The sequence below is a fragment of the Grylomicrobium aquisgranense genome (assembly GCF_033971865.1).
Lineage (GTDB): Bacteria > Bacillota_I > Bacilli_A > Erysipelotrichales > Erysipelotrichaceae > Bulleidia > Bulleidia massiliensis.
In genome coordinates this window covers 14,297-27,953 of record NZ_JALBUR010000009.1, presented here as the reverse complement: position 1 = coordinate 27,953, position 13,657 = coordinate 14,297, and the positions used below count along the sequence as shown (strand labels likewise).

The window sequence follows — 13,657 nt, the reverse complement described above, 5'->3', positions numbered from 1 at the left end:
ATAAAAAAACGAGACAGCCGAAGCTGTCTCATTTTTGTCAGCAGGTAACTTACTTAGCCTTGACTGCAGAAGCATCCTTGTTGAAGGTGACATTCTGCTGTGTAGCAGAAGAGCTCAGATCAGCAACCTTGACCAGGCTGAAGTCAGCTTCCTCCAGGCTCAGAGTCTGGAAGGAATCCTCAGTATCGCCGGACTCAGTTGTGAACTCAACTGTCTGCATATAGCCGGAAGCGTCCTTCTCGTCAACCTTGACATCAACCTTGACGGAAGCACCATCATCCAGACCATTCTCAGCATAGTTTGTGCCCTTGTCAGAAGAACCTGTCTTGTAGACATACAGAGCAGTAACCTTCTCGCCAGTAGCGTTGGTGATGTTGTAATGTCCTTCTGTAGGTACTGTTGTAGCAGTAGCTGCTGCTGTAGACTCAGCAGCCTTTGTAGCTGCTGCGCTGGAAGCTGCTGCAGTTGTTGAGGAGCTGCCGCAAGCTGCCAGGGATGCTGCCATGATGCCAGCAGCTGCCAGTTTGATTAACTTCTTCATAATTTCTTTACTCTCCTTTGATCACGCTATAATGAAAGCGCATCACAATAGTAGCATCTTTGCATTTGCGGTTCAAATGAATTCAGGCCAAATGTACGAAATGTTCACATTGATACTCACATTAGCCACTTATGAAAACCGTTTCCGGAGAATGGGTGAAAAATGCTACTATATCTGAAGAACAGGAAAGTTGAGGAATAATCAGAATGAAGAATGCACAGGAGAGATACCGGCAGTGGCTGGATGCGCTGGAGCAGGATGATCCTTTGCGTGGTGAGCTGACGGCGATCAAAGATGATCCGTCTGAGATCGAAGACCGCTTTTATCAGGATCTGTCTTTTGGCACCGCCGGTCTGCGCGGCAAAGTGGGTGCTGGCACCAACCGCATGAATAGATATACAGTTGGACGTGCCTCTCAGGGAATTGCGGATTATATTGCCGCCCATGGCAAAGAGGCAATGAACAAAGGAGTGATCATTGCCCATGATCCCCGCCATTTCTCAAAGGAATTTTCACAGCTGGCCGCATCGATCTATGCTGCAAAGGGAATCAAAGTCTATGTCTTTGATGATCTGCGGCCAACCCCGGAGCTTGCCTTTTTAATCCGCAAACTGCATACCACATCCGGCATCAATATCACCGCCAGCCACAACCCGAAAGAATACAATGGCTACAAGGCATACTGGAGTGATGGCTGCCAGGTATCCAGTGATATCGCGGATGGCATGACAGCATGCATTGAAAAGGTAGATCTGTTCCATGGCGTTCATGCCATTCCGTTTGAACAGGGCGTCAAAGACGGCATCATCACCGTGCTGGATCACAGCTATGACCGCATGTATCTGGATGCTATTGAAAGCCTGGCGATTCACCATGGCGATGAACTGGATCTTTCCATTCCGCTTGTTTATACACCGCTGAATGGTGCCGGCTCAAAGCCTTTCCGGCAGATGCTGAAAGACCGCGGTTTTACAAACTGGCAGATTGTGCCGGAACAGGAAAATCCGGATCCTGATTTCACGACCGTCGGCTATCCGAATCCGGAAGATCCCAAGGCGTTCAAAATGAGTGAAGAGCTTGGCAGAAAGAGCGGAGCAGAACTGTTGATGGCAACCGATCCTGACAGTGACCGGTTTGCCATTGAAATCCGGGATGATAAAGGAAACTACATCCCGCTCAACGGCAACCAGACTGGCTATATCCTTGTCAATTACATTCTGGAAGGACATAAGACAGCAGGAACATTGCCTGCGAATGGTGCCATGGTCAAGTCCATTGTGACATCTGATCTTTCCACCCGTATTGCCAAGGCATATGGAGTCAGAATGTTTGAGTCTTTAACCGGATTCAAGAACATCTGCGGCCGCATTCCGGATCTGCAGAAGCAGGGCTATACGTATCTGTTTGGCTATGAGGAGTCGGTTGGCTATGCAGCCCATCCGGAAATTCGTGATAAAGACGGTATTTCGGCGGGAATGCTGGTGGCAGAAGCCGCAGCCTATTACCGCAAACAGGGCAAGACACTGTTTGATGTCCTGGATGATATCTACCAGAAGTATGGCTATTATGCTGAGGCAGAACCAAACATCATTCTGGAAGGCATCCCTGGTGCCCAGCGTATTTCCCGCATGATGGCATATGTCAGGGCAAACCTGCCAAAGGAAGTGGCTGGTATACCGGTTGTTAAAGTCATCGATTACAAAGATGGATATGAAGACATCCCGGCAAGCAATGTACTGCGCTTCTTCCTTGCCAACGAAAGCTGGTTTGCCATTCGTCCATCCGGCACGGAGCCAAAGATCAAGTTCTATTTCTACTCCATGCAGAAAGACAGAAAAACGGCATTGGATGTGAACAATGCCATCAAGGATGATATTCTGGCCATGATCCAGAATGTAGAGTAACAGCACAATATCTTCTCAATGAAAGGACCATTCGGTCCTTTTTGGTTCACTGCATTTGCAGTGTCCTGCGCCAATTGTTTAGTGTCGAAAGGATTTCAATAAATGGATAAGAATGACAGGAAAAAACGTCTGAAAACGCTGAATATGATGATTCATGTGATTGCCGCATTTACCAGTATTACCTTCATACTTGCACTGGATCACAAAATTGTTTACAACTTCAACTTGTTTGCGATGCTTGCGGTTGGTGTTTGTGAGGTGTACTGTGCCTATTTGATCAGCTTGGAAGAAAAGTAATTGCAGTACTTAGATGAACAGGTAGCTATCCTTTGTTATGCCTGTATGAATGGGCTGGTATTGTATTGGTTCAGAAGATTTGTTAAAAGAGGAAGATCTAAGACAAGATCATCTTTACCGGGATTGACGACGGCTGCTTCCACATTGCGGTTGATGGAAAGGAATGATGCCAGATCAACAATATCGGCCCAGTACAGCTGCATGTGTTCATCAATCTTTCCTGGCATATACTGCATCATTTCTTCACAGGAGAAAACGGGGAGGTAGCGTTTGCCGTCTGCCTGCAGCAAAGTGACATGGCTGATGTGATCTGCCGGCACCTCAGGTGATCCGCTCATTTCCGGCACTGGCTGTATCACTGCCAGAAAATGGGAAGATGAAACGGTGGCAGCGAGCTGCTGCAGCACTTTCTGCTCGCCTTCCGGCGTTAATGGCAGTCTTCTCTGGTCCAGCAGCAGCTGCAGCTGTTTAGGATTCTGGATTTGTTCATTTTCATCATGTCTTTTCATGCTATTATCATAACATTCATACGGGCAGGATTCTGTCATTTTAAACAATTGTGAAATTCTGTCTCTTTGATGCAATTCACAGCCTGCGCTTTCAGGCATTACAATGAAGATGGTGAATGGATATGAGTGAAGAAAAGATTGAAATGAGAGGACTTCGTCAGGATGAGGTGGACAGCCGCATCCGGCATGGTCTTGTCAATAAAGCGGCAGAAAGCGGTACTAAGACAAAAGAAGAGATTATCCGCCGTAATGTGCTGACTCCCTTTAACCTGATCTTTATTGTTCTGGCAATTCTTTTATTGATCGCAGGTAAGTACAAGGACATCACTTTCCTTGGTGTTGTCATCTGCAATACCCTGATTGGTACCATCCAGGAGCTTAAGAGTAAGGAAGCCGTTGATAAGCTGACCATTCTTTCGGCTCGTAAATACCCGGTCATCCGGGCTGAAGGCAGAATTGAGATTCCAAGCGATCAGCTTGTGCGTGATGATGTCGTGGAACTGTGCGGCGGAGATCAGATTCCGGCTGATGCCGTCATTCTTTCGGGCAAAGTAAAAGTCAATGAATCATTGCTTACCGGTGAGGAAGATGACATTGAAAAAACAATTGGCGATACATTGCATTCAGGCTCTGCCTGCACAACCGGAAAATGCCTTGTCAGACTGACTGCCGTTGGTGATGAATCCTATGCATCACGCCTTTCCAAAGAGGCGACCACTAATGTCAAGATTGCCAAGAGTGACATGATGCGGTCACTTGACCGTTTGATCATGGTCATCGGCTTCATGCTTGTGCCGATTGGTATTCTCTTGTTCTGCAATGAGTATCTGACACTGCATAACAGCTTTGGCGATGCCATTCAGTCTACTGTTGCTGCATTGATTGGCATGATTCCGGAAGGCCTGTATCTTTTGACTTCCGTTGCACTGGCGGCATCCGTATTGCGGCTGACCCAGAAGCGTGTGCTTGTACGGGATCTCAATTGCGTTGAGACACTGGCCCGCATCGATACATTGTGTGTGGATAAAACCGGTACCATCACGGAGCCCGGCATGAAGACAGAAGCCTATGAAGTGCTGGATTCTTCGCTGTCCAAGCCGGAATTTGTATCCATCATGAGTGCCTATGCCCATGCGTTTGACCAAAGCAATGAGACCGGCGATGCCCTGAAAGCGTTCTTCAGGGACGATCCGCACTGGCACTGCACAAAGATCGTGCCGTTTACTTCTTCGATCAAATATTCTGCGGCATCCTTTTCAGAAGGATGGAATGTCGCCGTTGGCGCACCGCAGTTTATCTATCGGGAAAAGATGGATGAGATTAAACCTAAGCTTGAACCGTATGTACGCAAGGGCATGCGTGTTCTTCTTGCTGTCAAGGTGGATCATCTGGATGGCGGGGTGATTCATGCCGAAGATGCCAAACCGCTTGGCCTGATCATTCTTTCCAATAACATCCGCAAGAATGCGGCGGATACATTTGCCTACTTTGCGAAGCAGAAAGTGCGGGTGAAGGTGATCTCTGGTGATGATCCGGAAACGGTTTCCCGGATTGCTGCACAGGTGCATATCCCGCACAGTGAAAGCTATGTGGATGCCTCCACATTAACGAGTGATGAGGATATCTCTGCAGCAGTGAAACAGTATACGGTGTTTGGCAGAACAACGCCTGCCCAGAAGAAAAAGATGGTGGTGGCACTGCAGAAACAGGGCCATCATGTGGCTATGACGGGTGATGGTGTCAATGACGTGCTTGCCTTGAAAGAGGCAGACTGCGGCATTGCCATGGCCAGCGGCTCAGATGCGGCAAGCCAGATTGCACAGCTTGTTCTGCTGGATTCCAACTTTTCTGCAGTGCCGGATATCGTTGCCGAAGGCAGACGGGTCATCAATAACATTGACCGTTCCGCCCGGCTGTTCCTCAGCAAAAACATCTTCTCGGTAACCCTGTCCATCATGTGTGTCATCCTGCACCTGTCCTATCCGCTCAAACCATTGCAGCTGTCATTTATCAGTGCATTGACCATTGGCATTCCGGGCTTCTTCCTGGCGATGCAGCCAAATGACGGCCGCATCAAGGGGCACTTTCTGTCGAATGTGCTCTATCATGCCTTCCCCGGCGGCCTGTGTGAGCTGATCCTGATCGGAGGCGTGAATGTGTATGCCAGTGCGTTTGGTTTCTCGGAAGCAGAAGCCAATACCATGGCAGTCATCATTGCCATGACGGTCGGACTGGTCATTCTCTATCATGCCTGCAAGCCATTCAATCTGTTCCGTGGGTCTGTTCTGGCGGGATGTGCGGCAGCAGCCCTCTTCTGTATTTTCTTCTTTGACAGTCTGCTCTCTTTGACATCACTGTCACTGCAGGCCATCATGATCTTCATCCTGTTCATGTTACTGACATATCCAACCATGCAGGCGGTGCGCTGGACCATCCGCAAGCTCAATCGGCTGTATCATTGGATCCTGGATCATGTACATCATCTTCAGCAGCGCTTTACAAAGAAGAATTCTCAGCATGCCTGAGATTCTTTTTGTGTTGACAGGCATCCTGTGATCACGGTAGACTATCCATCGTTATGCGACAATTATGAATAAATGTCGTAATGGAGGATACCATGATCAGAATCTTTGTGGACAGCGGCTGTGACCTGAGTCAGAAACAGGCAGCTGCGCTTGGCGTAACCATCCTGCCTCTGCATGTGCGCTTTAAAGAGCAGGAATACCTGGATGGTGTGACCATGACACCGGATGAATTCTATGCAAAACTGGTTGAAACAGATGTATTTCCCAAGACATCCCAGATTCCGCCGTTTCAATATGAGGAAGCTTTGCAGAGTGAAATGCAGGAAAAAGATGAAGCTATCATACTGACGATTGCTTCAAAGCTTTCCGGCTGCTATCATTCTGCGCTGCTTGGTACAAGAGAGATGAAACACGTCTATGTTGTGGACAGTGAGACATGCAGTATGGGAGAACAGCTGCTTGTGCGCAAGGCATGTATGTACCGTGAGGCAGGCCTGGATGCAGAGACCATTGTTTCCCGGCTGGAGGCAGAAAGAAAACAGATCCGGATCATTGCCTTGCTGAATACACTGGAATATCTGAAGAAGGGCGGCCGTATCTCTGCTGTGAAAGCCATGGCTGGCAGAGTGCTTGGCATCAAGCCGGTCATCCAGATTGTGGATGGTGAAGTATCACTGCTTGGCACAGCCCGCGGTTCGAAAGGCGGCGGCAATCTGCTGATGCAGTATGTACAAAAAGAAGGATTGCATCTGGATGAGCCTTTTGGCATGGTGTACTCTGGCTTTGACGATCACATGCTGCAGAAATATATCAAAGATTCTGCAGTCCTGTATGAGGGAAAGGATCCTGCTTCCTTCCTGATTTCCCGCATGGGTGCCGTCATTGGATCTTATGCCGGCAATGATGGCATTGGTTTTGCTTTCTTTGCCAAAGGTATTGCATCCAGATGATACAGGCATGTATCATGTGAGAAAACACAGGAGGGATTATCATGGCGGACAGTGAGTTTCATTATGATATTGAGCAGTCTTTTGGGACTGTAAGTAAGAAAGAGGCCAGAACCGGCAGTGTGTATACAAAAGAATTGAATCTGATCAGCTACAATGACGGGGAACCGGTGTATGATCTGCGCAACTGGTCAAAGATGAGTGATGGCACCCGCCGCATGGGGAAGGGCATTACGTTTACGCTGGATGAGCTGAAAGAGCTGAAGAACCTGCTGAATGATATGCAGGATCTGGAAGACTGAGCATCACATTTGCAAGTGAAGGAATCAACTGCTAACATATCATCGTAAGCATTCAAGCGTTACAGAAAGGAAATAGAATGATGAATCGTAAGAGTGACGTTTTTGTTGTTACTTACGAGACACAGAATTCTGTTGTCCATGCCTATATGTCTGAAGTTGATTTCCACGTATTGAAAAATCTGGAACATAATGGTCAGATCAGAATCATGGACCACAAAGTATTCTGAGTCTTGCAAGCAAGGATGGCCTTCGGGCCATCTTTTTATTTGCAACAATTTACATTTTATTCGAAAATAAATACGCTTATCTTACAGAAACATCTTGCATTTTCTTGAGGCCGTACTTTGAGAAGACTACACTTTCGCTCATAGAAAGAGAGGGAAAGTATTATGCATGCAAGAAGTATTGGTTTTCTTGGCCTGACTGCCGCACTGCTGGCATCCTGCGGCACGGCGGCGGCCACGCCATCGTCTGCCTCAACATCCAGCAGTTCCAGTCTTGTGACAATTGCGGTGGATGCGGACCTGAATACGATGGACTATGAAACAGCAACCGATGGTACATCCTTTGTCATGCAGGGCTTATGTGAGTCAGGCCTGACAGAGCGTGATGAAAACGGGGAAGCCCAGCCGGATCTGGCAGAGAGCTGGGATATTTCGGATGATGGCAAGACCTATACATTCCATCTGCGGGATGGTATCAAGTGGTCCAATGGCGATCCCGTCACGGCTGCTGATTTTGTTTATGGCTGGCAGCGGCTTGTGGATCCTGATACCGCATCGGAATATAACTTCATTGCTTCGGCGATCCATGTTGAAAATGCAGATGAAGTCATTGCCGGTACACTGCCGGTCAGTGAACTTGGTGTAGAAGCCACCGATGATCAGACGTTTGTCGTACATCTGAGCCTGCCGTGTTCCTTCATGCTTTCATTGATGAGTTTCCCGTCTTTCTTCCCGCTGAACCAGAAATTCTATGAATCTGAGGGTGACAATTATGCCCAGAGTGTGGATGACCTGCTGTATTGCGGGCCATATACAATGACCGACTGGGAAACGGGCAACCAGTATACCTTTACCAGGAATCCCGATTACTGGGGCAAAGATACGATCTATACAGATCAGATCCGCATCCGCTTCCTGCAGGATACGCAGTCTGCACTGCTGGAATACCAGAGCGGCAATATTGACTTTGTGACATTGACGAGTGAACAGGTAGATGCCATGAAGAATGAAGCTGGCTTTACAACCAGAATGCAGGGCTCTTCCTGGAGACTTGCGTTTAACTTCACGGATGAACGCTTCCAGAACAAGGATCTGCGTGAAGCCATTTCCAAGGCTATTGACCGCACAAGCATTACCGATAATGTATTGAAGGATGGTTCTGTGGCAGCCCAGGGATTTATTCCCCAGCAGTTTGCCTCGGGACCGGATGGCACATACTTCCGTGATACGGCCGGTGATCTGATCAGCGAAGATGTAACAGAAGCACAGGCCGCCTATGCAAGGGCAAAGGAAGCCCTTGGCGGGGATGTGAGCATTACGCTGCTTTATGATGACTCTGAGGAGTGCAAGGCCGTGGCTGAAAACCTGCAGTCACAGCTGCAGACAAATCTGCCTGGTCTGACAGTTTCCCTTGACAGCAGGCCCAAGAAGACAAGACTGCAGCTGATGAACAGCAATGACTATGAGATCGGCCTGACCAGATGGGGACCTGACTATGATGATCCACAGACCTTCCTGGATCTGTACAAGTCCAATTCTCCAGGGTATACCGGTTCCTATTCCAACAGTGAATATGATGCGCTGCTTGATCAGGCAGAAACCGGAGAAGATGCGGCAGATTCCCAAGCACGCTGGAATGATCTGATCGCGGCTGAGAAAGTGCTGCTGGATGATTATGCCTGTGTGCCGATCTATCAGAACGGCGGTGCCCTGATGATCAATCCGAAGGTGAGCGGCTATATCCTGACGGTCAGTACAACAAGCTACCGCCACGTCAGGAAAGAAGCCTGAGTACATCAGAATATGATAAGAGAACCCCGAAGCCTGTGATACAGCGGCGGGGTTTTCTTGTGGCAGAACAAAGTGAAACAGGGCTACAATGAAGCTGAACAGGAGGAGTAAAAGATGAGTGAAGAGAAATGGCCGGGACCCAAGGGACTGATTCCGGTAACGGATGGCAGAGAGGATGATGCCAATGTGCATAACCGGCGTTATCTGGATCATATGCTGGTAGAGATGCGGGTGATTGACAGCGTTAAGCCGGATCTGCATACAAAGATCTTTGGCCGTACGTATGATACGCCGCTGATGATGCCTGCCTTTTCACATTTGAATAAAGTTGGTGAAAATGGCCGTATGCCGATGGAGGAATATGCGCTTGCTGCAAAGCAATTGCATATGCTGAACTGGGTCGGCATGGAATCAGATGAAACCTTTGCGCGCATCATGGAAACAGGTGCCGATACGGTGCGGATTATCAAGCCATTTGCGGATCATAATACGATCCTGGAACAGATTGATTTTGCCTGTGATCAGGGTGCCGTTGCGGTTGGTGTCGACATTGATCACATTGCCGGTAAAGACGGCGGCTATGATGTTGTGGATGGCATGCCTTTAGGTCCGGTGTACTTTGCGGATCTGAAGGAATACTGCCAGCACAGTGCCGTGCCGTTTGTGGCAAAAGGCGTGCTGAGTGTGACGGATGCTGTGAAAGCCAAGGAAGCTGGCTGTGCTGCGATTGTGGTTTCCCACCACCACGGCCGCATTCCGTGCGGTATGCCTCCGGCTGCGATGCTCAAAGACATTAAAAAAGCACTGGCGGGCAGCGGGGTTGCCATCTTCTGTGACGGCGGCCTTGCAAGCGGCTATGACTGCTACAAGACACTTGCCCTTGGCGCGGATGCGGTATCGCTTGGCAGAGTGATTCTGAAACCATTGCTGCAGGAGGGTGCAGACGGTGTGATCCGCACCGTCAGACAGCTGAATAACGAGCTGTCAGAAATGATGATGTATACATGTGTTCCGGACACATCCAGTTTTGATGACAGTGTGCTGTATGAAAAACAACTGTAATTAAAAAATCACAGAACGGTAAAATTCTGGTTATAATTGCACCCATGGAACAAGATGCAGAACAACAATATAACCGGATGGTCAAGACCCCGGTATCAAAACTGATCTTATCACTGAGTATCCCGACCATTGTTTCCATGCTGGTCACCAACATCTACAACATGGCGGATACCTACTTTGTTGGCACGATCAGCACCAGCGCTTCCGGTGCCACCGGCATTGTGTTTGGCCTGATGGCCATCCTGCAGGCCTTTGGCTTCATGTTCGGCCATGGGGCCGGATCCAACATTTCCCGCCGACTGGGTGCCAGAGATATTGAAGGAGCCAGACAGTACAGTGCTGTCAGCTTTTATCTTTCCATCTTTGCAGGATTGATCATCATGGCACTGGGTATAGCATTCATCAATCCGTTTATGCGGCTGCTTGGCTCAACGGAAACAATCCTGCCTTATGCCCGCACCTATGCATTCTATATCCTGATTGCCGGACCGGCATTTACATCCAGCTGTGTCATGAATAACATCCTGCGCTATGAGGGCAAAGCCTTCTATGCCATGGTCGGCCTGACGACCGGCGGTATTCTGAATATCTTTGGTGATGCCCTGCTGATCCGTGTTTTCCATATGGGTATCGCCGGTGCCGGTCTTTCCACAGCAGTCTCCCAATACATCAGCGCCGTAATTCTGCTGCTGCCATATCTGCAGGGCAAAACACAGAGCCGCATGGGCTGGTCTTACTTCAAGCCGACCCGCGAAGTTACCTCCAATATTATTGCGGTTGGTATGCCATCTTTGATGCGCCAGGGACTGAACTCGGTATCCATGATGGTATTGAATACATGTGCAGGCGGCTATGGAGATGCCGCCGTAGCGGCGATCTCCATCGTCAACCGCATCATGAATTTCCTGCTGTGTGTATCCATTGGCATCGGCCAGGGCTTCCAGCCTGTATCGGCATTCAACTATGGTGCCAGAATCTATTCCCGCGTAAAGAACGGCTTCCTGTTTGGCTTACTGCTGGGAACTGTCATCATGGCAGTCCTTGGCTTTGCCGGCATGTTTGCCGGTGCCCGGATGGTTGCCTTCTTCCGCAACGACCCTGAAGTCATTGAAATCGGTATCCATGCCATGCACAGGCAGTGTCTGGCCCTGTGGCTGGAACCACTGTCTGTCTTTGGCAACATGCTGTTCCAGTCCATTGGCAAAGCCAAAGTGGCAACTTTCCTTGCCGCTCTTCGCAGCGGCCTGGTCATGATTCCGGCGGTGCTGCTGTTAACAGCTCTGTTTGGTTTAAGCGGACTGGAGAGTGCACAGGCCGTATCACAAGTCATTTCAGCACTGGTTTCACTGCCGTTCATTGTAACTTTCCTGCATCATCTGCCTGCCGATGGCACGTATTCCTATTAAATAGGATAGTAAGTGATCAGATTAGAAGAAAAGAGCATTGTCATACCTGTAAAAAGGTGACAATGCTCTTTTTAAAACAGATGCAGGATGATGCCGGTCACAAACGATACTGCCCAGACATAGCCAACAATCCTGAAGTTGTTCTTCATGTTGGGGTTGACCCGGAACAATACCATCATGCCAACGCCGGCATTGGCCAGCAGACCTGCGGCAACGGCCGCAAATGGGATCATCTGATCCAGATACATCTGCGTCAATAACAGGGAAGATGCACAGTTTGGAATCATGCCGATCAGTGTGCATACAAGCACGGAGCGGCTGGGATACCGGGAGACAAAGGCACGCAGGGTATCCATGCCGATGAGATCAACAGCGCCGTTGAGCAGTAATGTGATGACAAACAGCCAGATCGTGATGGTCAGTGTATGCATAATGGCTGAGTGCAGGATGCCATGCTCACAGTCACAGTGTTCTCTCTGGCAGAAAGACTCAACATCGATATTGCTGTGCCGGCTGAACAGATCGGCCAGATAGCCGGCAATGATGGCAGTAATGACCTTGACTGCAAGCAGGGGCAGAATCTTGTCTGCCGGGGCATGGGAAGAGATCATCAGCGGCAGCATTTCATCGCTGGTGGAAAGATAGACGGCAGCCAATGTGCCGGCCGAGATCACACCAGTTGCGTACAGGCTGCTGGCTGCTGAAGAAAAGCCGCACTCGGGTACGATACCAAACAGGGCACCCGCCAATGGCGCAATTTTCCGGTGGCCTTCCAGAAAGTGTTCAAACTTCTTTCCGGTTTCATGTTCCATCCATTCCAGCACAAGGTAGGTAACAAACAGGAACGGAATGATCTTGGCAACATCTGAGATGGTGTCAAGCAGGATTGCTTTGATTACTGCTCCCATGTAATCACTCCATCCAGGCCGTCTGTCCAGGCAATGTAGAAACCCATGTGGTCTTTGCCATTCTTAGCTTCGACCTTTTTATCTTCTGACATGACCCAGATCGCATCGGCATGATTGCCGGTAGCCTGTTCGTATTCATCCAGCACCTTCTGGCCATCTTCCATGGACAGGGTGAACAGCGTTGTGCTCAAACAGTCTGCGGCGCTGGAATCTTTGGTAATAATGGAAACGGAACGGTAGCGGTCAGCAGGATAGTTTGTTTCAGGATCAATGATGTGATGGTACTTCTTGCCATCCGTGGCTACATAGTAGCGTTCATAATCACCTGATGTCACAAAGGACCAGCTGCCGGTTTCAGAGACAATGATCAGCTTGTCTTCGCCATCCGGATTCTGAATGCGTACCCGCCATGGGGATCCATCCGGCTTGGCATTGATGGTGCGGTTGTTGCCGCCGGCATTAATCGCAATCGTACCGATGTTATCTTCCGAGGCAAGCTTCTGGGCAATCTTTTCCGTAGCATACCCCTTGGCAATACCGCCGACATCAATGGACACCGACGCATCCGTTATATATACGGTATTGGCAGAATCATCGATCACGACCTTGTCCCATCCCTTATGAGATGCGGCCTCACTGAGCTCTGCATCCGTCGGCAGGGGACCCTGCTTGTTTTCCTCATTCAGGCTGATGCCATTTTCACGGTATGTATGCCATACATTGAGCAAAGCACCCATGGTGATGTCAAACTCGCCATCACTCCACGTATAGAACTGCTTCGCTTCCTCCAGCATGGCAACGATCTCAGGATCCACCGTAACCGGGGCAATGCCGGCATTGTCATTCACGGTCTTGAGGTTGTTCATGCCAGCGTAGTTGTTATAGATGTCGAACAGATCGTTGTAGTGCGTAAACAGGTTGACGGCTTCATTGAAGTGTGCTTCCGAGGCATCCTTGTCCTGGTTGTATTCCTGGTAGTAGAAAACTGTGTCAAAGCCGGCATCGGTAGAGACGTTGGAATACAGGGGAACGTCACTGCTGGCAGTGCTGGCTGTTTTGGATGTCGAACATCCGCACAGAACCAGGGAAGCCAGACCGGCCGCAAGCAATATTTTTTTCATAGCGTAGGGATTATAGCATGTTTTCAGCGATGTCTGAATGAATATGAATAATGGGTAAAGTATGTGGAAATTGTGGGAGAAGGTTACAACAGGAGGTGCATTGTCTATTTGACAATTTGC

13 protein-coding genes are annotated in these 13,657 nt (G+C 49.1%); 9 read left to right on the top strand and 4 right to left on the bottom strand.

What is annotated here, in order from left to right:
• Window positions 1-49 precede the first annotated feature (49 nt).
• The gene (locus tag MOZ60_RS05060; RefSeq protein ID WP_108774229.1) at window positions 50-541 is read right to left on the bottom strand and encodes a cytochrome C; all 492 of its coding nucleotides are present in this window, start codon (window positions 539-541) and stop codon (window positions 50-52) included.
• Between the two features lie 206 nt (window positions 542-747).
• On the opposite strand from MOZ60_RS05060, the gene MOZ60_RS05055 reads away from it, so the two are divergent.
• Together MOZ60_RS05055 and MOZ60_RS05050 are read left to right on the top strand one after the other, a co-directional pair.
• The gene (locus tag MOZ60_RS05055) at window positions 748-2,445 is read left to right on the top strand and encodes a phospho-sugar mutase (protein ID WP_370595876.1); all 1,698 of its coding nucleotides are present in this window, start codon (window positions 748-750) and stop codon (window positions 2,443-2,445) included.
• Window positions 2,446-2,547: 102 nt separating this feature from the next.
• Window positions 2,548-2,742, top strand: coding sequence for a hypothetical protein (locus MOZ60_RS05050; protein ID WP_108774227.1), 195 nt, complete (start codon window positions 2,548-2,550; stop codon window positions 2,740-2,742).
• A gap of 35 nt (window positions 2,743-2,777) precedes the next feature.
• On the opposite strand, the gene MOZ60_RS05045 is transcribed toward MOZ60_RS05050, so the two are convergent.
• Complete coding sequence (locus MOZ60_RS05045) at window positions 2,778-3,251, bottom strand: SseB family protein (RefSeq protein ID WP_370595875.1); 474 nt, start codon at window positions 3,249-3,251, stop codon at window positions 2,778-2,780.
• Between the two features lie 122 nt (window positions 3,252-3,373).
• On the opposite strand from MOZ60_RS05045, the gene MOZ60_RS05040 reads away from it, so the two are divergent.
• From MOZ60_RS05040 to MOZ60_RS05010, 7 genes are all read left to right on the top strand, one after another.
• Window positions 3,374-5,776 (top strand): HAD-IC family P-type ATPase, encoded by a 2,403-nt coding sequence (locus MOZ60_RS05040; RefSeq protein ID WP_370595874.1) that lies wholly within the window; start codon window positions 3,374-3,376, stop codon window positions 5,774-5,776.
• Between the two features lie 92 nt (window positions 5,777-5,868).
• Window positions 5,869-6,726, top strand: coding sequence for a DegV family protein (locus MOZ60_RS05035; protein WP_370595873.1), 858 nt, complete (start codon window positions 5,869-5,871; stop codon window positions 6,724-6,726).
• A 41-nt stretch (window positions 6,727-6,767) separates the two neighbouring features.
• Complete coding sequence (locus MOZ60_RS05030; RefSeq protein ID WP_108774219.1) at window positions 6,768-7,025, top strand: YdbC family protein; 258 nt, start codon at window positions 6,768-6,770, stop codon at window positions 7,023-7,025.
• A 77-nt stretch (window positions 7,026-7,102) separates the two neighbouring features.
• Window positions 7,103-7,252 carry a hypothetical protein gene (locus MOZ60_RS05025; RefSeq protein ID WP_167836212.1) on the top strand — a complete coding sequence of 50 codons (150 nt, stop codon included), beginning with the start codon at window positions 7,103-7,105 and terminating at the stop codon, window positions 7,250-7,252.
• 162 nt (window positions 7,253-7,414) lie between these two features.
• On the top strand, window positions 7,415-9,040 hold the full coding sequence (locus MOZ60_RS05020) for a peptide ABC transporter substrate-binding protein (RefSeq protein WP_370595872.1): 1,626 nt from the start codon (window positions 7,415-7,417) through the stop codon (window positions 9,038-9,040).
• Window positions 9,041-9,154: 114 nt separating this feature from the next.
• On the top strand, window positions 9,155-10,102 hold the full coding sequence (locus MOZ60_RS05015) for an alpha-hydroxy-acid oxidizing protein (RefSeq protein ID WP_370595871.1): 948 nt from the start codon (window positions 9,155-9,157) through the stop codon (window positions 10,100-10,102).
• Window positions 10,103-10,146: 44 nt separating this feature from the next.
• Window positions 10,147-11,508 (top strand): MATE family efflux transporter, encoded by a 1,362-nt coding sequence (locus MOZ60_RS05010; RefSeq protein WP_370595870.1) that lies wholly within the window; start codon window positions 10,147-10,149, stop codon window positions 11,506-11,508.
• Window positions 11,509-11,579: 71 nt separating this feature from the next.
• Here the strand turns inward: MOZ60_RS05010 and MOZ60_RS05005 are convergent, their stop codons facing one another.
• Both MOZ60_RS05005 and MOZ60_RS05000 read right to left on the bottom strand, forming a co-directional pair.
• The gene (locus tag MOZ60_RS05005; RefSeq protein ID WP_370595869.1) at window positions 11,580-12,416 is read right to left on the bottom strand and encodes a putative manganese transporter; all 837 of its coding nucleotides are present in this window, start codon (window positions 12,414-12,416) and stop codon (window positions 11,580-11,582) included.
• Complete coding sequence (locus MOZ60_RS05000) at window positions 12,404-13,537, bottom strand: FAD:protein FMN transferase (protein WP_370595868.1); 1,134 nt, start codon at window positions 13,535-13,537, stop codon at window positions 12,404-12,406. Before MOZ60_RS05000 ends, MOZ60_RS05005 begins: the two co-directional genes overlap by 13 nt.
• Window positions 13,538-13,657: the final 120 nt, after the last annotated feature.

Coding starts and splice junctions, on each gene's coding strand:
- MOZ60_RS05040 (WP_370595874.1), top strand. CDS start 3,374: ATGAGTGAAGAAAAGATTGAAATGAGAGGACTTCGTCAGGATGAGGTG.
- MOZ60_RS05020 (WP_370595872.1), top strand. CDS start 7,415: ATGCATGCAAGAAGTATTGGTTTTCTTGGCCTGACTGCCGCACTGCTG.
- MOZ60_RS05005 (WP_370595869.1), bottom strand. CDS start 12,416: ATGGGAGCAGTAATCAAAGCAATCCTGCTTGACACCATCTCAGATGTT.
- MOZ60_RS05060 (WP_108774229.1), bottom strand. CDS start 541: ATGAAGAAGTTAATCAAACTGGCAGCTGCTGGCATCATGGCAGCATCC.
- MOZ60_RS05045 (WP_370595875.1), bottom strand. CDS start 3,251: ATGAAAAGACATGATGAAAATGAACAAATCCAGAATCCTAAACAGCTG.
- MOZ60_RS05055 (WP_370595876.1), top strand. CDS start 748: ATGAAGAATGCACAGGAGAGATACCGGCAGTGGCTGGATGCGCTGGAG.
- MOZ60_RS05010 (WP_370595870.1), top strand. CDS start 10,147: ATGGAACAAGATGCAGAACAACAATATAACCGGATGGTCAAGACCCCG.
- MOZ60_RS05035 (WP_370595873.1), top strand. CDS start 5,869: ATGATCAGAATCTTTGTGGACAGCGGCTGTGACCTGAGTCAGAAACAG.
- MOZ60_RS05050 (WP_108774227.1), top strand. CDS start 2,548: ATGGATAAGAATGACAGGAAAAAACGTCTGAAAACGCTGAATATGATG.
- MOZ60_RS05015 (WP_370595871.1), top strand. CDS start 9,155: ATGAGTGAAGAGAAATGGCCGGGACCCAAGGGACTGATTCCGGTAACG.
- MOZ60_RS05025 (WP_167836212.1), top strand. CDS start 7,103: ATGATGAATCGTAAGAGTGACGTTTTTGTTGTTACTTACGAGACACAG.
- MOZ60_RS05030 (WP_108774219.1), top strand. CDS start 6,768: ATGGCGGACAGTGAGTTTCATTATGATATTGAGCAGTCTTTTGGGACT.
- MOZ60_RS05000 (WP_370595868.1), bottom strand. CDS start 13,537: ATGAAAAAAATATTGCTTGCGGCCGGTCTGGCTTCCCTGGTTCTGTGC.